At 52.9% G+C, this 18,270-nt stretch carries 12 protein-coding genes and 1 pseudogene; 9 read left to right on the forward strand and 4 right to left on the reverse strand.

Translation table 11 applies throughout. The annotated features are described in order from the left end of the window. The first annotated feature begins 404 nt into the window (after positions 1-404). The 7 genes from BJJ97_RS10580 (at position 405) to BJJ97_RS10610 (ending at position 8,054) form a co-directional block, all read left to right on the forward strand. The gene (locus tag BJJ97_RS10580) at positions 405-2,051 is read left to right on the forward strand and encodes a multidrug ABC transporter permease/ATP-binding protein (RefSeq protein ID WP_095698737.1); all 1,647 of its coding nucleotides are present in this window, start codon (positions 405-407) and stop codon (positions 2,049-2,051) included. A gap of 206 nt (positions 2,052-2,257) precedes the next feature. Then, positions 2,258-3,307 (forward strand): type II asparaginase, encoded by a 1,050-nt coding sequence (locus BJJ97_RS10585; protein ID WP_095698738.1) that lies wholly within the window; start codon positions 2,258-2,260, stop codon positions 3,305-3,307. A gap of 282 nt (positions 3,308-3,589) precedes the next feature. After that, positions 3,590-4,111, forward strand: coding sequence for a shikimate kinase AroL (aroL, locus tag BJJ97_RS10590; protein WP_039485393.1), 522 nt, complete (start codon positions 3,590-3,592; stop codon positions 4,109-4,111). A gap of 140 nt (positions 4,112-4,251) precedes the next feature. Beyond that, positions 4,252-4,536 (forward strand): pyrimidine/purine nucleoside phosphorylase, encoded by a 285-nt coding sequence (gene ppnP / locus BJJ97_RS10595; protein ID WP_039485395.1) that lies wholly within the window; start codon positions 4,252-4,254, stop codon positions 4,534-4,536. 262 nt (positions 4,537-4,798) lie between these two features. Beyond that, entirely contained in the window at positions 4,799-6,079 is a 1,281-nt protein-coding gene (locus BJJ97_RS10600; RefSeq protein ID WP_039485397.1) for a nucleoside permease, read from the forward strand. Continuing rightward, on the forward strand, positions 6,076-7,077 hold the full coding sequence (locus tag BJJ97_RS10605) for an ADP-ribosylglycohydrolase family protein (protein ID WP_095993919.1): 1,002 nt from the start codon (positions 6,076-6,078) through the stop codon (positions 7,075-7,077). The genes BJJ97_RS10600 and BJJ97_RS10605 overlap by 4 nt, the downstream gene beginning before the upstream one ends. Beyond that, positions 7,077-8,054 carry a PfkB family carbohydrate kinase gene (locus tag BJJ97_RS10610; protein ID WP_095993920.1) on the forward strand — a complete coding sequence of 326 codons (978 nt, stop codon included), beginning with the start codon at positions 7,077-7,079 and terminating at the stop codon, positions 8,052-8,054. Before BJJ97_RS10605 ends, BJJ97_RS10610 begins: the two co-directional genes overlap by 1 nt. Here BJJ97_RS10610 and BJJ97_RS10615 read toward each other — a convergent pair. Then, the gene (locus BJJ97_RS10615; protein WP_095993921.1) at positions 8,028-8,774 is read right to left on the reverse strand and encodes a GntR family transcriptional regulator; all 747 of its coding nucleotides are present in this window, start codon (positions 8,772-8,774) and stop codon (positions 8,028-8,030) included. The genes BJJ97_RS10610 and BJJ97_RS10615 overlap by 27 nt on opposite strands. Before the next feature lie 537 nt (positions 8,775-9,311). On the opposite strand from BJJ97_RS10615, the gene BJJ97_RS10620 reads away from it, so the two are divergent. Then, positions 9,312-11,102 (forward strand): methyl-accepting chemotaxis protein, encoded by a 1,791-nt coding sequence (locus BJJ97_RS10620; RefSeq protein WP_095993922.1) that lies wholly within the window; start codon positions 9,312-9,314, stop codon positions 11,100-11,102. A 109-nt stretch (positions 11,103-11,211) separates the two neighbouring features. Here BJJ97_RS10620 and rdgC read toward each other — a convergent pair whose 3' ends face one another. After that, a complete protein-coding gene (gene rdgC / locus BJJ97_RS10625) occupies positions 11,212-12,141 on the reverse strand; it encodes a recombination-associated protein RdgC (RefSeq protein WP_039485408.1) in 930 nt (309 codons plus the stop codon). Positions 12,142-12,430: 289 nt separating this feature from the next. On the opposite strand from rdgC, the pseudogene mak reads away from it, so the two are divergent. Further along, positions 12,431-13,341, forward strand: a pseudogene (mak, locus tag BJJ97_RS10630) (fructokinase). A gap of 3 nt (positions 13,342-13,344) precedes the next feature. On the opposite strand, the gene BJJ97_RS10635 reads toward mak, so the two are convergent. Both BJJ97_RS10635 and sbcD read right to left on the reverse strand, forming a co-directional pair. Further along, positions 13,345-17,028 carry an AAA family ATPase gene (locus BJJ97_RS10635; RefSeq protein ID WP_095993923.1) on the reverse strand — a complete coding sequence of 1,228 codons (3,684 nt, stop codon included), beginning with the start codon at positions 17,026-17,028 and terminating at the stop codon, positions 13,345-13,347. After that, on the reverse strand, positions 17,025-18,263 hold the full coding sequence (gene sbcD, locus BJJ97_RS10640; protein ID WP_095993924.1) for an exonuclease subunit SbcD: 1,239 nt from the start codon (positions 18,261-18,263) through the stop codon (positions 17,025-17,027). The genes BJJ97_RS10635 and sbcD overlap by 4 nt, the downstream gene beginning before the upstream one ends. Positions 18,264-18,270: the final 7 nt, after the last annotated feature.

The following is an 18,270-nucleotide window of genomic DNA, read 5'->3' on the forward strand; positions in this document are numbered from 1 at the left end:
CATTACCCTCCCATTCTTATCATTACCACACTAATTATCATGTTAAATTACCATCTCTTAGCGCATTTTGTGGCTTGGCAATACGCCTTTTGTCCGCATTTGAGCAGGAAGCGAGGGGGGATACTCACCGTTAAGATAGTGTCTTTATTTGTATTTGTTGTATCAATTTGTGTTTATTTTTGTTGGCGGTAATACATGAACGTTAAGCGAGGTGTGTTGCCAGCAAAGTGATAACGAAACGTGATAATCAATGACTTTTTCTTATGGTTGGTGCTGACGATACCGAGCGTGGGTTTTGAATAGATGGCATTTGGTATAACGCTGGATATGAGAATTATTCTTGATATCACGGTCATCCCTATTACACTGCGGGCGATTGTTTTCATCAGAGAGACCAGGTTGTTATGGAGTTGCTCCGCATTGTTTACCAGCAGTACCGTTGGCCTTTCCTGGCCGTTATCCTGTTAAGTCTGTTGAGTGCCGCGCTGGGCATTGGGCTTATTGCCTTTATCAACCTGCAATTGATTGAAACGGTCAATCAGTCGTTGAGCGTGTTGCCGCAATTTCTAGGCTTGCTGCTGCTCCTGATGGGCGTCACGCTGGTATCCCAATTAGCGCTGACTACGCTGGGGCACCATTTCGTTTACCGCCTGCGTGGGCAATTTATCAAGCGTATTCTGGACACTAACATTGCCCGTATCGAACAAATCGGCAGTGCACAGCTGCTTGCCAGCTTGTCCAGCGATATCCGCAATATCACGATTGCGTTTGTGCGTCTGCCGGAGCTGATTCAGGGCATTGTGCTTACCATCGGTTCGGCCGCTTATCTGGCCTGGCTCTCCCCGAAAATGCTGGTCGTGACCTCCGTGTGGATTGCGATAACGCTCTGGGGCGGTTTTATGCTGGTTTCCCGCGTGTATCGCCACCTTACTCAGGTGCGGGAAGCGGAAGATCGTCTTCAGAAAGACTACGAAACGGTGATTAACGGGCGTAAAGAGCTGACGCTCAACCGTGAACGGGCGCAGAAGCTGTATGAAGAGGTTTATCAGGCTAATGCGCAGGACTATCGACAGAACGTGATTCGTGCCGACACCTTCCACCTCAGTGCGGTGAACTGGTCGAACATTATGATGTTGGGCGTGATTGGCGCGGTCTTTTTCATGGCAAATAACCTCGGCTGGGCGGATACCAACGTGGCGGCGACCTACTCGCTGACGCTGCTGTTTTTACGCACGCCGATGCTACAGGCTGTTGGTGCACTGCCGACGTTGCTGAGTGCGCAAGTCGCGTTTAATAAGTTGAAACGTTTCGATTTGGCGGATTATCAGGAATCGTTTGCTGCTGCGGTTGCCCCTGCTGACTGGCACACGCTGGAACTGCGTGACGTGGTGTTTCGCTATGACGATTCCGGCTTTGAAGTCGGACCGATCAATCTGGTGATAACGCGTGGCGAACTGGTGTTTCTCATTGGCGGCAACGGCAGCGGAAAATCTACGCTGGCGATGCTGTTGACGGGGCTCTATACCCCGGTTTCCGGCTCGCTGCTGCTGGATAACCGGCCCGTTACGGCGGAAACGCGCGAGGATTACCAAAGGCTATTTTCTGCCATCTTTACCGATTTCCACCTGTTCGGACAGATGATGGGGCCGCAGGGAACGGAACCGGATACGGCGCTGGTCGACAGCTGGCTGGATCGCCTGAACATGCGGCATAAGCTGACGCTGGAGAATCATCAGGTGATGAACTTACAGCTTTCTCAGGGGCAGCGTAAGCGTGTGGCGCTGCTGCTGGCCGTCGCCGAACAGCGGGACATCCTACTGCTGGATGAATGGGCGGCCGATCAGGATCCGCAATTCCGCCGCGTGTTCTATCTTGAGCTGTTGCCGCAGCTGCGTGCATTGGGGAAAACGATTGTGGCGATCAGTCATGACGATCACTACTTTGAACACGCCGATCGCCTGCTTGAAATGCATCAGGGAACGCTGTCAGAACTGACAGGGGAAGCGCGTGAACAGGCCTCGCAGGATGCTGTGGCGCAGATTAGTCGATAGTGCAAATCGGCGCGGCGGAATGCCGTGCTGTGAGGCATCACACATCGTTAACGTGAAGTCTGACAGGCATATATTAATTCGTTGAGTTCTGGGGCAGAATAAGCGCCAATGTTGGCAGGCTGCTAACAGAGTGGACGTTTTTTACTTACAGATCAGGCACCTGACGTATCTGGTCTGCCACTTAACTCAATAAGTTGGTATAGGTTATGAAAAGGATATTTAACGCATTATTCGTTGTTGTTTTTGTTTGTTTTTCGTCTCTGGCAAATGCGGCAGAAAATCTACCTAACATTGTCATTCTGGCCACAGGCGGTACGATTGCCGGTTCCGCTGCGGCCAATACGCAAACCACGGGGTATAAAGCCGGTGCGTTGGGCGTAGAGACGCTGATTCAAGCAGTGCCAGAGCTGAAAACGCTTGCCAATATTTCAGGCGAGCAGGTTGCCAGCATCGGCAGTGAAAATATGACCAGCGACGTGCTGCTGAAGCTGAGCAAGCGCGTGAACGAGCTGCTGGCACGCAGCGATGTTGATGGCGTGGTCATTACGCACGGTACGGATACGCTCGACGAATCACCTTACTTCCTGAACCTGACGGTGAAGAGTGACAAACCGGTGGTCTTTGCCGCCGCGATGCGTCCGGCAACGGCAATCAGCGCCGACGGCCCAATGAACCTGTACGGCGCAGTAAAAGTGGCAGCGGATAAAAACTCTCGCGGTCGCGGCGTTTTAGTTGTGCTGAACGACCGTATTGGTTCTGCTCGTTTCATCAGCAAAACCAACGCTTCTACGCTGGATACCTTTAAAGCGCCAGAAGAAGGTTATCTGGGCGTGATTATCGGTGACAAAGTTTACTACCAGACGCGTCTGGATAAAGTTCACACCACGCGTTCCGTATTTGACGTGACCAACGTAGATAAACTGCCAGCCGTTGACATTATTTATGGCTATCAGGATGACCCTGAATACATGTACCACGCCTCTATCAAAAACGGCGCGAAAGGTATTGTCTATGCGGGTATGGGCGCAGGCTCGGTATCCAAGCGCGGCGATGCAGGTATCCGTAAAGCGGAAAGCGCGGGCGTTGTTGTTGTGCGCTCCAGCCGTACCGGTAGCGGCATTGTGCCACCGGATGCGGGCCAACCGGGTCTGGTTGCCGATTCTCTGAGCCCGGCTAAATCACGCATTCTGCTGATGCTGGCGCTGACGAAAACGACGAACCCAGCGGTGATTCAGGATTATTTCCACGCGTATTAATCGTCTGATCGGTTTGTAGTGTGATGGCCCCGCCTTTAAACGCGGGGCTTTTTATTTCCCGTTATTCAATTTTTACTTTTAGTTATTCAACTTTTCGTTTCCACTGAGAAGTCACTTCCCTCTCTGTTGATTTTATCGGTATGATTCAGCCCACGACAAAGCAGGTAATCACCCCTATTTATCTTTGATACCCGAAATAATTCGAGTGGCGGGACTGCCTACGTGCGTCCAGCTTGAAGTATGGCGGAGCGGGTGAATTAAAGAAGAAGGATACGTCATTACATGACACACCCCATTTTTATGGTTGGTGCCAGAGGCTGTGGGAAGACCACCGTTGGGCATCAACTGGCGCAGGCGTTAGGATATGACTTTGTCGATACCGACCTGTTTATGCAGCAGACCACCAATATGACGGTGGCTGATGTGGTTGCGCAGGAAGGATGGCATGGGTTCCGCCAGCGTGAAAGTCTGGCGCTTCAGCAGGTGACGTCCAACCGCTGCATCGTCGCGACAGGCGGCGGTATGGTGCTGGCAGAAGCCAATCGGCGCTTTATGCATGATAAAGGCACCGTCATTTACCTCCATGCGGATGCCGAACTGCTGGCTCAGCGGCTGGAAGAAAACCCGCAGGATAACCAGCGGCCGACGTTGACTGGTCGTCCTATCGCCGAGGAAATGGCTGATGTACTGGCCGCGCGCGAGGCGCTTTATCGCGGTGTCGCGCACCACGTCATCGATGCATCGCAAACGCCGGAAGCGATTGTGGCAAGCGTGCTGAAAGCGCTGCGCTCGTCGGCTGCATAGGTTGGTGAGCCGGATACTGGCAAAATAATCACCAGTCAGTGTTACCGAACACCAACTTTCAATGAATAGATCGTGACAGTGGCTCGACTCTCCTTTTAAGATGAATTTCCTGAATTTTTTCGATGATAGGGTGCCGCGCTATGCTGAATGTAAATGAGTATTTTGCAGGGAAGGTCAAATCAATCGGTTTTGAAGGCGACAGCATTGGCCGCGCCAGTGTCGGCGTCATGGATGCGGGTGAATACACCTTTGGAACCGCACAGCCGGAAGAAATGACGGTGATCACCGGAGCATTGAAAGTACTGCTGCCAGGCGCACCGGATTGGCAGGTTTTCACACCGGGAGAAACGTTTTTCGTTCCGGGAAAAAGTGAATTCAATTTGCAGGTGGTCGAACCGACCTCTTATCTGTGTAAGTACCTGTAATATCTATTCTCTCTCTGTAGAGTAGATCATTCTCGCCGCGTTATGTACGACATAACGCGGCGTTTTTTATCCTAGTCCTGCCTCATCCCCCTTGTTACTCCCCAACGTGGTTAGCGCCTTTCTCTGCCATTCTTCCTCTGATGGTAATAAATAATGCTGCAAAAATGTTAAGTAGCTCAAGTAATGAACGCAAAGGTATTTAAAAGGTATTATTAATTGGTATTTTAAAGGTGTACCTTACTCTGTCATGAAGGATGTAAATATGAAAACTACAGCAAAGCTGTCGTTCATGATGTTCGTTGAATGGTTTATCTGGGGAGCCTGGTTCGTTCCACTCTGGCTTTATCTGAGCAAAAGCGGATTTACGGCGGGTGAAATCGGCTGGTCGTATGCCTGTACTGCGATTGCCGCGATTCTGTCGCCGATTCTGGTGGGATCGCTCACCGATCGCTTCTTTGCCGCGCAAAAGGTGCTGGCGGTATTGATGTTCGCCGGGGCGATACTGATGTACCTGGCGGCGCAGCAAACGGAATTTATGTATTTCTTCCCGCTGCTGTTGGCCTATTCGTTGACCTACATGCCGACTATCGCACTGACTAACAGCATCGCTTTCTCGCATGTGGCCGATGTAGAACGGGATTTTCCACGTATCCGGGTATTGGGAACGATTGGCTGGATCGCCTCCGGGATCGTCTGCGGTTTTCTGCCGACATGGCTTGGATTTAGCGATATTTCGCCCACCAATGTTCCGCTGCTGATTACCGCTGCCAGCTCCGCGTTGCTCGGCGTCTTTGCCTTTTTCCTGCCCAATACGCCACCAAAAAGCACTGGCAAGATGGATGTTAAAGTCATGCTGGGGCTGGACGCGCTTGTGCTGTTGAAAGACAAAAACTTTCTGGTGTTTTTTGTCTGCTCCTTCTTGTTCGCGATGCCGCTGGCGTTTTATTACATTTTTGCCACGGGCTTCCTCACCGAAGTTGGCATGAAAAATGCCACTGGCTGGATGACGCTGGGCCAGTTCTCTGAAATCTTCTTTATGCTGGCGCTGCCGTTTTTCACCAAGCGTTTTGGTATTAAAAAGGTATTGTTGCTGGGGCTGGTGACAGCGGCTATCCGCTATGTCTTTTTCGTCTACGGCGACGCTTACCACTACTTCACGTATGCACTGCTGTTCCTCGGCATTCTGCTGCACGGCGTGAGTTACGATTTTTACTATGTGACCGCCTATATCTACGTTGATAAAAAAGCGCCGGTGCATATGCGCACGGCCGCGCAGGGGCTGATTACGCTCTGCTGTCAGGGCTTCGGCAGCCTGTTGGGATATCGTCTGGGTGGCGTGATGATGGAGAAACTTTTCGCCCACGGTGAGCCGGTGAACGGCCTGACCTTTAACTGGACCGGTATGTGGCTGTTTGGTGCGGTGATGATCGCGATTATTGCGCTGATCTTTATCCTGTTTTTCCGTGAATCGGATAAGACGATCTCGACCATTGATGTAGACGGTGCAAAAAACAAGCATTTCAGTACAGAGGAAAGCAAATGAAACAAGAACGTATTCTCGGTGCCTTATACGGCCAGGCTTTAGGCGATGCGATGGGCATGCCATCGGAACTGTGGCCCCGAACGCGTGTGAAAGCGCATTTCGGCTGGATTGATCGCTTTTTACCCGGACCGGTGGAAAACAATGCGGCGTGCTATTTTGGCCGCGGCGAGTTTACGGATGATACCTCGATGGCGCTGAGTCTGGCCGACGCCATCATTGAATGCGATGGCGACATCAACGCCGATGCGATTGGTCGCCACATCCTGAAATGGGCAGAATCGTTCGATGCATTTAATAAGAATGTACTCGGCCCAACCTCTAAAATTGCGTTGAAGGCGATTCGTCAGGGAACACCGGTCAGCGAGCTGGAAAATAATGGCGTCACGAACGGCGCGGCGATGCGGGCTTCCCCGCTAGGCTGTCTGCTGCCTGCGCACGATCTTGATGAATTCATCGATCAGGTAGCGCTGGCATCCAGCCCGACACATAAATCCGATTTGGCGATTGCGGGGGCGGTCGTCGTTGCCTGGGCTATTTCCCGGGCAGTTGACGGCGCCAGCTGGCAGGAGATTGTCGACGCGTTGCCGTCTGTGGCACGCCACGCGCAGGAAAAGCGTATCACGACGTTTAGCGCCTCCCTTGCCGCGCGTCTGGAGCTGGCACTGAGTATCGTGCGCCGTGCAAACGGGACGGAAAGCGCTAGCGAACAGCTTTATCAGCTGATTGGCGCGGGAACGAGCACCATTGAATCCGTTGCTACCGCCATCGCGATGGTGGAATTGGCGCAGACCGACCCAAATCGCTGTGCGATTCTGTGCGCCAACCTCGGAGGGGATACCGACACTATCGGGGCGATGGCGACTGCAATATGCGGTGCGCTGCACGGGGTCACGGCAATTGATGCCGCGCTGAAGCAGGAGCTGGATGACATTAACCAGCTTGATTTTCGCCGCTACGCCAGCCTGCTCCAGCAATACCGCTCAGCACGGGAGGCGTGATGAAGGCCAGCGAACTTGCCGCAAAACTGGATGGACTAACGACGCGTCAGCCGCTGACCATCATCGGGGCGGCGGTGATTGACGTGATTGCCGATGCTTACGCTCTGCCGTATCGCGGGTGTGATATCGAACTGAAGCAGCAAAGCGTGAATATTGGCGGCTGTGCCTTGAACATTGCCATCGCGCTTAAACGCCTTGGGATAGCCGCACAAAACGCCTTGCCTGTCGGGCAGGGCGTGTGGGCGGATATCATTCGTCAGAGTCTGGAAAAGCAAAATATCACCACGGTGGTACAAACCGATTCGGGAGACAACGGCTGGTGTCTGGCGCTGGTTGAACCGGACGGCGAACGGACTTTTATGTCCTTCAGCGGGGTTGAGAATCAGTGGAGCGACAGTTGGCTGGCGTCGTTATTCGTCGCATCGGGGAGTTTGGTCTACCTTTCTGGCTATCAACTGGCGGCACCGTGCGGTGAGCCTCTGGTGAGCTGGCTGGAAAATTTGCATAACGTCACGCCATTCATCGATTTTGGCCCACGCATTGCCGATATACCGGCAAGCCTGATGGCACGCATTATGGCGCTTCACCCCGTGGTTTCCCTTAATCGTCAGGAAGCGGATGTGGCGGCGGATATGCTCGGCGTGTCGGCTGATGTGCAAACGCTGGGGCGAGCCTGGCAGGCGGCGTATTGTGCCCCGGTGATTATTCGTCAAGACAAAGCGGGAGCGTGGTATTTCGACGCGACTTCTGAAGGCATCGTCGCCCCGTTTCCGGCAACGGTAGTGGATACTATCGGGGCAGGGGACAGTCACGCGGGCGGGACGCTGGCTGGTTTGGCCGCTGGGTGGTCGTTGGGCGATGCCGTCACGCTGGGGAACGCCGTTGCGGCGTATGTCGTGAGTCACCGCGGCGGAGACTGCGCGCCTACGTTGGATGAACTGCGTACGCGGTTACTCCTCGCAGATGAAAACGTATAGATCGCTACGGCAATAGCTGATGCTGTACTCAATGGGCCGGTTCTGCGGGTCGAGCGCAATCTGCTTGATGACCAGAACCGGTACTTTATTATCAAGCTGAATGTGTGACTGAAACTCGGCATCGGGCATACGGGCACTGACGCGGCTGCGTGTACGCTGCGGATTGATGTTCTGACTACGAAAATAGTCATAAAGCGAGACGCCGATATCCTCAGCGTCAGCGATCAGATCAACAGGAACATACGATTCTTCAATCGAAACGGCATCCTCATCCACATAGCGAATACGTTTCAACAGAAAAACGGGAGTGTCTGGCGCAATAGCTAACTGCTCGGCTACTTCCTTGCTGCTTTTTACGATCTGTTTGTTTACCCACAGCGTGTTGGGCTTTTTACCCCGCAGCACGACCTGTTGTGAAAATCCGCGCGCCTCTTTCAACGAATATTCGAAAATATTATTGATTTGCGTCCCGTAGCCGCGCACGCGGGTCACCACACCTTCTTCTTCCAGCGTCTGCATCGCTTTGCGCACGGTAATGCGGGATACGCCGGCTAACTGACTTAGGTCACGTTCTCCCGGCAGAATATTGCCATGTTCCAATGCACCGCTGCGCACTGCATTTTTTACCGTTTCGGCAAACTTTAGATAGAGTGGGGTATTATCTGCTGTCGCAAAGCGCTGAGTAAGCTGTTCTATTAATCGAGTATGCGCGTGTTCCATTCTTCTCTGATCCTGATCGGTTTGCGTAGAGGTAATAATACCACTGGTATTATTACCGCTATACTGGAAATGGCAATCGCGGCGTTGCCACATAAAATAAAGTATATTTAGTGATTTTCAGCATGTTTACCTGTCACGAAAACGTCATCTATTCTTTGTAGTGCTCATCATTAATTCCATATATGAGTTATTTTATTTAATGGTGTTTATTAATTAATAGCGTAAAAGAATGTCGTAGTTATTAGGAATAATCCCATGATTGTTAAAATACAACAGATTACGGCATTCACCGATAATTTTATGTTATGGGGGTGAATAAGTTTTTTGTTCTTTTTATTTTCTTTAAACTGGGTTTTCGTGTTGGTTTGTTGGTTGGAAATCCATTTGGTGTCTTTTTTTGTATAAAGGTTTGGTTGAACGTATTAATTATTTTTCTGCGTTTTAAGATAAATGGCTGTTGTGGAATGTGATCGCATTCAAGTTTTATTTTGCTGTGCCGTTATGGATAGTATAACTATTCTATGCAAAGAGTATTTTATGCTGAAAACGACTCGCTCCCGCATCCTTGCGGCCTGTTCGACAATTGTTGTGCTTTCACTTGTTATCAATACCTTTCTTAATTACACCATCGCCAATAACGCTAATAAGGAATCGATCCAGAATACGCTGAATGCGGTAGCCACTAGCCATAGTATTGCGATTAGCGACTGGGTTGCTTCTAAAACGCTGATGATTTCTGCGTTGCACGACCGTGTCATGACTGATGAGGATCCGATTCCGCTGTTCAAACAGATTGCGTCATCCGGCGGCCTCCTGAATGTGTACATGGGTTATGCCAATGGCACGGCTAAGTTTGCCGATTCTGGCGGTATTCCTCCCGATTACAACCCAACGATCCGCCCCTGGTATCAGCAGGCGGTGAAAGAGGGCAAACCGCTGGTCACTGCCCCCTACGTTGATGCGGTGACGAATACGCTGGTGGTTTCTTTCGTTGCTTCCGTGGTGGACGGCGGAACGGTCAGAGGCGTAGTTGGTAGCGATGTCACGATGAACAGCGTGATTGAAAACGTCAAAGCGATTAACCCAGCCAAAGATAGCTTCGGTGTGCTCATCGAGCGTAGCGGTCTGATCATTGCTCACCCGGATGAAAAACTGACGCTGAAAAATATCACTGACATTGCCCCCGGGATTGATCTGAACGACATTCTTTCCGCCGATAGCGCCCGCGATGTGGATTTTTCTGGGTCAACAAAGCTCGTGGTGGCAAAACCGATTGCTGGCACGAACTGGTTCATGCTGGTGGCGTTGGATAAAGCCGAAGCGACAGCGGGCATGCGTTCTCTTCTGTCTACCTCTGTGATCACGCTAGTCGTTATCGCCCTGCTGGGCACGCTGGTGATTGGTTTCATCATTGCCTCAGCGCTCAAGCGTCTGCTGCAAATCCGCGATGCAATGGATGATATCAGCAGCGGTAATAACGATCTGACACAGCGTCTGCCGGATGAAGGGCATGATGAAGTGGCGCAAATTGCCCGCTCGTTTAATATCTTTGTCGATAAGATCAGTCAGGTAATGATGCAGATTCGCGATATCAGCGCATCGCTTCAGGTCGCGGCGGATGAAATCTCGGCGGGGAACAACGATCTCTCTGCGCGTACTGAATCTGCGGCGTCGAGCATTCAGCAAACCGCAGCCTCGCTGGAAGAAATTTCTGCGGCGGTCACGCAGTCGGCAGGTTCTGCACAGCAGGTTAACGCCAAAGCGCTGCTGCTGTCGAAAGATGCCGGTACGGGCGGAAAAGTGGTGTCCGATGTGATTGTCACGATGGAAGAGATCGTGGTCGCGTCTGGCAAAATCGGCGATATCATCGGTGTGATCGATGGCATTGCATTCCAGACTAACATTCTGGCGCTTAACGCTGCGGTAGAAGCCGCGCGAGCGGGCGAACAGGGGCGTGGTTTCGCCGTGGTTGCTGGTGAAGTTCGCAGTCTGGCACAGCGCAGTGCGCAGGCCGCAAAAGAAATTAAAGAGCTGATTGAAGCGACGGTCTCCAGCGTGACCTCTGGCTCCGTGCAGGTTCGTCAGGCCAGCGACACGATGAATGAAATTGTCGGCGGCGTCTCTACGGTGAGTTCGGTGATGTCTGAAATCACGCATGCGGCCGATGAGCAAATGCGTGGCATCAACGAGATCAACAAAGCGGTCGCGCAGTTGGATTCAATGGTGCAACAAAACGCCGCGCTGGTGCAGGAATCTGCTGCTGCGTCGGGTGCGTTGCAGTCACAGGCTGAAGAACTGAACGCCGTTGTCGGGGCATTCCGAGTTTAACGGATTCAGGTACTGAAGAGGTATTGCCCGCCAGAACGCTGGCGGGCAATCGCCGACTGCATTAACAATCGACAGTATTAACAGTCAACAGTATTAAAAATCGACAGTATTAACGCTGAGCTTCTCCGCCCAGTGCTTCAATCAGATTCGCAACCAATGCCGCCAGCTCGCTGGTCATCAAAATAAAATCGGCATCAAACCGCTGAGCAAAATCTTCCCGATCGATATCGTCGTTTTGTTCCCGCAGCGTATCAGAGAACTTCAAGCGTTTTACCGAACCGTCCTCGGACAAGACCAACTGAATCCGTTCCTGCCAGTCCAGCGCCAGCTTGGTAACCAGTTTGCCAGCTTCAATGTGTACGGCAATTTCATCGCATACCAAATCCTGTTTTTTACAGCGGATAACGCCGCCGTCTTCCAGAATGGCTTTCAGCTCTGCTTCATCCTGTAGCGCAAAACCTGCCGCTGGCTCACCGGAGCGAACCCACTCGGTTAGTGTCAGTTCGATAGGATTTTCCATCGTCAGCGGCACAACGGGCAGCGATCCCAGTGTTTTACGCAGCAGCGCCAGCGTATCTTCCGCTTTTTTGGCGCTGGCAGCATCGACCATAATCAGGCCGTTAACCGTATCGATCCACAGCCAAACCTGACTGAAACGGCTGAATGCACGCGGCAGTAGGCTATGCAGCACTTCGTCTTTCAGCGAGTCTTTTTCGGTTTTTTTCAGCTTGCGGTGCTGTTCCGCTTCCAGACGTTCAATCTTGGCCTGAAGGGTTTGCTTGATGACCGGAGACGGCAGGATTTTTTCTTCTTTGCGGACGCAGATAACGATTTGCCCATTAACGACGTGCGTTAAGGCATCGCTATGGGATCCCATCGGCGATACCCAACCCGTTTTCATCATATCCTGACTGCCGCACGGGGTGAATGCGAAAGCGCTGAGCCGTTTTTCCAGTTCATCCGCAGATAAAACGTTATCTTTGGACAGCACGCTGTCCCGGCTTAGGCGGTAAATCATTAAGTTCTTAAACCACAACATGGTGTTATCCCTGACTGGGCGCGCAGGTTTGCACGCGGGTTTGTAATGTTGCGCGCATGATAACGAATTCGAGACGGTTATGTGGAATAAAATACCGGGATTCAGAGGAATACCTATCACGCTTTGAATGGCAGCTGATTGGTTTCTCTGGTTATACCCGTCATACTTCAAGTGGCATGTGCGTTGGCTGCACGACTCGAATTATTTAGGGTTTCTATCTATAAATCAGAACGTTTTCAGGTCGGTAGTGAATTTACTCTGGCCTATTTACAACACGCGGGGAGACATCATGAGAATCGGTATCGATCTAGGCGGGACGAAAACGGAAGTCATTGCACTGGATGACGAGGGGCAGGAGCGTTTTCGGCAGCGTATGCCGACGCCAAGAAATGATTATCCGGAAACGCTGCGGACTATCGCCACGCTGGTGGAGATGGCTGAAAAAGCGACCGGCTCTCGCGGCAGCGTCGGCGTGGGGATCCCCGGTACGCTGTCGCCGTTTACCGGTAAGGTAAAAAATGCCAACTCCACCTGGCTCAACGGTCAGGCGCTGGATCGCGATCTCGCCACGCTGCTGAATCGGCCCGTGCGGGTTGCCAATGACGCGAACTGTTTCGCAGTTTCAGAAGCAGTTGATGGTGCCGGGGCAGGGAAGCAGACCGTCTTCGCGGTCATCATCGGAACTGGCTGCGGATCGGGCATTGCACTGAACGGTCAGGCTCACGTCGGCGGCAACGGTATTGCGGGCGAATGGGGACATAATCCGTTGCCCTGGATGGATGACGATGAGCTGCGCTATCGGCAGACGGTTCCCTGCTACTGCGGCAAGTCTGGCTGCATTGAATCCTTTATTTCCGGTACGGGATTTGCGCTGGATTACCAACGCCTGAGCGGTCAGCCGCACAAGGGCGAGGCGATTATTGCCTTAGCGGAGCAGGGCGACCCTGTCGCAGAACTGGCGTTACAGCGTTATGAACATCGTCTGGCAAAATCGCTGGCGCATGTGATTAACCTGCTCGACCCCGATGTCGTGGTGCTGGGGGCGGAATGAGCAACGTTGCTCGCCTTTATCAAACCGTGCCGGAAAAGATTAAACCGTGGATCTTCGGCGGTGAGTGCGAAACGCCCGTGCGCCAGGCCATACACGGCGACTCCAGCGGGGTACGCGGAGCCGCCTGGCTCTGGCCAAAGACGGAGTAATGGCTAAACGGCGTACTGCGGCGCCAATCGGCTGACGCCCAGCCCGTTAATCTTCTGCACTTTGATCTGTACCGGAATTCGCTCTTTCATGGCTTCGACATGGCTAATAACGCCGATGGTTTTACCGGAGGCGTTCAGGTTATCGAGGGCATCCAGCGCGATATCCAGCGTCTCGGCATCCAGCGTGCCGAAGCCTTCATCCAGAAACAGCGAGTCGATGCTGGCTTTATGGCTGACCAGATCGGATAGCGCCAGCGCCAGCGACAAACTCACTAAGAAACTCTCGCCGCCAGACAGCGTACGCGTATCACGCTCGGCGTCCGCTTGCCAGGTATCCATCACCAGCAGCTCCAGATCGTCGCCGGGTTTCCGTTTCAGCATATAGCGCCCGTGCAGGCGGGAAAGCTGGAGATTGGCAAGATAAACCAGATGATCCAACGTTAGCCCCTGAGCAAATTTACGGAATTTATGCCCGCTTTGTGAGCCGATGAGCGTATTAAGACAGCTCCAGTCGTCATACATTTGCTGACTTTGGGCGATCTCATTGAGCAAATCTTGCTGGTTCTGGCGATGTTGTCGATCGTCAGCCAACTGATGCTGGAACTCTCCCTGCTGCCGCAGGTTCGCTTTCAGCGTTTCATCCAGCGCTGCCAACTGCTGCTGTACCGCTTCTTGTGTGGCGTCTTCCGTCAGGGAAGCAGGGCGCTTTTGTTGATGGGCGAGCAGATCCTGCTCAGCCTGCTGATGAAGGGCCGCCGCCTGCTGCAAACGCTGATACAGTTCTTCCTTCCATGCCTGCAATGTCTGGCGTTCCTGCTCATCAAGCAGCGCATTGAGGAACGTGGCTTCATCGGCGAAAGTGCTTTGCTGTAAAGCCTGAATAAAACGTTCGGCCGCACTTTCATGCTGGCGCGTGCTCTGTTCATACTGCTGTTGCGTGCTAGCCAGCTCTCCCGTCAGACGGCTCAACGCCGTTTCGGTTTGCTGACGAGCTGACCGTGCTAGTCGGAGCGCATCGTCATACTGTTGGCTGGTGTGCTGTAGCTGTTCGCGCACAGCCGCGATTTGTCTGTCGCCGAAAAGTGCCTGTCGCTCTTTTTGGCTCGCGTTGAGCAACGCGAGGAGCTGTTCCAGATGCTGTTGCTGGGTGTGGAGCTGCTGTTTTGCCTCGGTCACGCTGCGATTCAGATGCTGAAGATCGCTTTCCAACGTGGCTAATAGAGGAACTAGGCGAGATTGCTCCTGCTCTTTGGTTTTCCAGTCTTGCCACTCGTTCTCGCGCTGAGCCAGCCAGTCATTCTGTGCGTCGGCTTCAGGTAGAACAAGGCTTAAGGTTGCCAGCGTCTGCGTGATTTCCTGAGTGTGCTGCGTGATCTGCTGGTGCACGTTTTGCAGCGACAGCTCGATTTCTTGCTGCGTAACGCTTAGCGAAGTTTGCTGCTGGGTGTTGAGCGCGATTTTCTGGTCGAGTTCCCGCTGCACTGCCTCTGTGGAGGTCAGTAAATCCTTACTTTCCTGCCACTGTTTTTGCAATTGCTCGCGTGCGGTAATCTGCTGTCGAATAGCCTGTTCTTCGGCTTCATTTTGCGTAAGCCAGACTGCGATCTCATCCGGTTGTTCCAGCGTGTAGTTAACTTGTAAGCGCTCACTGACATCTTGCCACTGTTGCCGCAGGGTGTGATGTTCGCTATCGAGCTGAGCGATCTCCTGTTGTAGCTGTTCCCGCTGTTGCGCTAGCGAGGCCAACTGTGCAGTCGTATTCGCCAGCGCTGTCGTTAACTGGTTCACTTCCTGCTGTAGCGACGTCAGGCGGCTTTGGGTTTCAGACGGTTGCAGCGCCTGATAGCGTTCGATAGCGGGATGCTCGGTTGAACCACATAGCGGGCATGCGTCTCCGGCCTGGAGCCGTTGGCGTTCAGCCTCCAGCTTAACGATACGCTCTTCCTGCCGGAGCACGGTTTCCAGATCGACCAGATGCTGGCTACGCTGCTCATGCTCAGACTGCTGCTGTTGCTTTAAGATTTCTGACTGGCTGATATGCTCTTGTACTTCACCCTGTTTGGTGAAGTACTGCTGCTTGCGCACATGCAAACGCTGGAACTGGTCGCTGATTGTCGCGAGCCGTTGGCGTTCAGCTCGCTGGTCAATGCGTTGATTAAACTGCTGTTGCAGGGCGGAAAGCGGCTGGTGCGCTTCCTGCTGTTGCCGTGTTTCATCGTGTTGCATGAACTGCTGACGGGCCGCATCAACGACCGCTTGTTGTTCACGCTGTTGTGCCGCCAGCGTCACTGTCTCTTGCTGTAGCACTGCTGACTGTACGGTGTGCTGCGCCTGTTTTTGCTTCAGCTTCTCTTGCTCATCCTGAAGCTGGCGCAATTGCCGAAACTGAGTGCGCCACTGAGGAAGTTGTTCTCCCCACTGCTGATGATGCGCGTATTGCTGGCGGTAAGACTGAATTTGTTCAAGCTGCTGTTTAGCCTGCTGCTGTTCCGTCGCTGTCTGGGTTTGTTTGCTTTCATCGGCGTGCAGACGAGCCTGCGTTTTTGCCAGTTCGTCCTGTTGCTGTGCGTTTTGCTGCACCAGCGTGGCAATGCGATGGTCAAGTGGCACAACCTGTTCGTTGATCACCTGTTCTTGCTGCTGCCGTACCCGTTTGTGCTCATTAACCTCCTGCTCTGCTTTTTCTTCCTGCTGGCGTAGCGCGGTTAATGTCACCTGCTCGGCGGCCTGCTTCTCGGTCAGTTGTTCAATACGCTGTGCCAGCGTAAGAGATTCTTGTCGATAGCGCTCTCGTTCCTGATGTAGCGGCCTCAGTTTTTCTGCTGGTTCGCTGTGCGTTAACCTGTCGAGCTGTGGTTTAGCCTGCTGAATGGCGGATTCGGCACTTGCATGCTGCGCCTGCGTGTTGGTTAGCTGCGCATGCTGCTGCGTCAGTTGCTCAAACCAGCGCCGCGTAGTCAGCGCTTGCTCACGTTCGGCGTTGCCCTGTTGCTCCTGCTGGATTAGCTCGGCAAGCTGCTCTTCCACCTGCTGACGTTGCTCATCGGTCAGCAGTTGAATGCCTGATGCGCGCGCCTGTAGCGTGTTCAGTGCGACGTTTGCCTGCTTGTGTTTGTCATAGACGCGTTCGGAAATCAGGCCATAAATGTCCGTGCCGGTCAGCTCTTCCAGCAGTTCCGCTCGATCATCTGCTTTGGCGTTGAGGAAGGCGGCAAACTGCCCCTGCGACAGCATCATGGATCGCGTGAAGCGGCCGAAATCCAGCCCGGTGAGCTGTGTGATCATCTCTTTCTTATCATTGAGCTTTTCACACAGAATTTTGCCGTCTTCAATGAGCGCGAGTTCGGCTTTGGGAGACTGTAAGTTACCGTCTGGCGCATTTCTTGCCCGGCGCTGGCTCCAGAAGGCGCGATATCCGACGCCTTTAACCTCGAACTCAACCTCGGCAAGGCACTCTGCGGTATTACGCGTCATCAGGTCATTCTGGCTGGCGGAAAGCAGGCCAAGCCGTGGTGTTTCGTGATACAGCGCCAGACAGATCGCATCCAGCAGCGTGGTTTTTCCCGCGCCGGTCGGGCCGGTAATGGCAAATAAGCCGTTGCTGGAAAACGGCTCCTGTGTGAAATCGATCTTCCATTCGCCTTTCAGCGCATTAAGGTTCTTTAAGCGCAGACTGAGAATCTTCATTTGGCCGTCTCGCTATTTTCCAGTTCATCAATAACCTGATTAAACAGCGTGCGAACACGCTGTTGGCGGCTGTCTTCCATGTCTGTCTCCGTTACCAGACGACGTTCAAAAACGTCATGTACGCTCAGCTCGTTCAGCGTTTCCTTGTCCTGTCGGGTAATCGCCTGCAGGCGCTGTTCACGCGTGCGGCGCAGCAGCAGCACCTCTACGGGCAGGTTCTCGGTCATCGCCTGAATGCGTTTTTGCATGTCGCTCAGATAATCCTGCGTGTTGATCTCAATATCCAACCACACGGGTTTATCGCCCTGATAGTTCTGGAAGGTGGCCAGCTGTTTTTCAATATCGCTCAGGCTGCCTTTAATCAGCTGCATCGGCTGAGTCATGGGAATCGGCAGGATGTCTATCTGCGGAGGCGTTTGCGGTGACGTGTCAGATGCAAAGCTCACCAGACAGACGGATTTTTCACTGTTTAGTTCATCAAAACTCAACGGGATCGGCGAACCGCTGTAGCGAATATGCTCGCTTTGGGTCACGCGCTGTGGGCGGTGAATATGGCCGAGCGCGATATAATCCGCAGGAGGAAAAGCCTGAGCAGGGAAGGCATCGAGCGTACCAATATAGATATCGCGCACGGATTCCGAGGCGGTTGCGCCAATCGTCGTCAGGTGCCCGGTTGCGATAATCGGCAGCTGCAGGCCAAGCTCGTCGCGCTTTTGGCAAGCCAGTTGGTAACACTGCTGGTAGTGCGCGGTAATCGCTTCCTGTAGCGCCAGCTGTTTTTCATCCCCGGATTGTCCGGCTTTGCTGGTTAACACATCACGTGGACGTAAAAAAGGAATCGCGCAGAGCAGGGCACCGGGCTGCTTTTGACGGTTTTCCAGCAGAAGCACCTGTTGGGCTGGATCGTCGCTGGCGCAGGCAATCACCTTCGTGTTCAGGCAGGCAAGCAGCTCGCGGGATTCGTTTAGCATCGCGACAGAATCGTGGTTACCGCCGAGAACGATGAGCTGGCAGCCTGTGCGCTGTAGCGCGACCACGAAGCTATAATACATTTCTCGCGCATAGCTGGGGGGCGAGCCGTTATCAAAAATATCACCAGCAACGATAATGGCATCGACCTGATGTTGTTCTACTTGAACGATAAGCCAGTTTAGAAAAGCCTGATGCTCAGCAGCGCGACTTTTGGTATAAAAATATTGCCCTAAATGCCAATCGGCGGTGTGGATAATGCGCATCGTGTTC

Origin of the sequence: Pectobacterium polaris (genome assembly GCF_002307355.1) — a bacterium.
Classification (GTDB): Bacteria; Pseudomonadota; Gammaproteobacteria; order Enterobacterales; family Enterobacteriaceae; genus Pectobacterium; species Pectobacterium polare.

Bases quoted from the DNA above. Each gene is read 5' to 3' on its own strand.
- BJJ97_RS10580 (WP_095698737.1), top strand. From the start codon at position 405: ATGGAGTTGCTCCGCATTGTTTACCAGCAGTACCGTTGGCCTTTCCTG.
- BJJ97_RS10585 (WP_095698738.1), top strand. From the start codon at position 2,258: ATGAAAAGGATATTTAACGCATTATTCGTTGTTGTTTTTGTTTGTTTT.
- aroL (WP_039485393.1), top strand. From the start codon at position 3,590: ATGACACACCCCATTTTTATGGTTGGTGCCAGAGGCTGTGGGAAGACC.
- ppnP (WP_039485395.1), top strand. From the start codon at position 4,252: ATGCTGAATGTAAATGAGTATTTTGCAGGGAAGGTCAAATCAATCGGT.
- BJJ97_RS10600 (WP_039485397.1), top strand. From the start codon at position 4,799: ATGAAAACTACAGCAAAGCTGTCGTTCATGATGTTCGTTGAATGGTTT.
- BJJ97_RS10605 (WP_095993919.1), top strand. From the start codon at position 6,076: ATGAAACAAGAACGTATTCTCGGTGCCTTATACGGCCAGGCTTTAGGC.
- BJJ97_RS10610 (WP_095993920.1), top strand. From the start codon at position 7,077: ATGAAGGCCAGCGAACTTGCCGCAAAACTGGATGGACTAACGACGCGT.
- BJJ97_RS10615 (WP_095993921.1), bottom strand. From the start codon at position 8,774: ATGGAACACGCGCATACTCGATTAATAGAACAGCTTACTCAGCGCTTT.
- BJJ97_RS10620 (WP_095993922.1), top strand. From the start codon at position 9,312: ATGCTGAAAACGACTCGCTCCCGCATCCTTGCGGCCTGTTCGACAATT.
- rdgC (WP_039485408.1), bottom strand. From the start codon at position 12,141: ATGTTGTGGTTTAAGAACTTAATGATTTACCGCCTAAGCCGGGACAGC.
- BJJ97_RS10635 (WP_095993923.1), bottom strand. From the start codon at position 17,028: ATGAAGATTCTCAGTCTGCGCTTAAAGAACCTTAATGCGCTGAAAGGC.
- sbcD (WP_095993924.1), bottom strand. From the start codon at position 18,263: ATGCGCATTATCCACACCGCCGATTGGCATTTAGGGCAATATTTTTAT.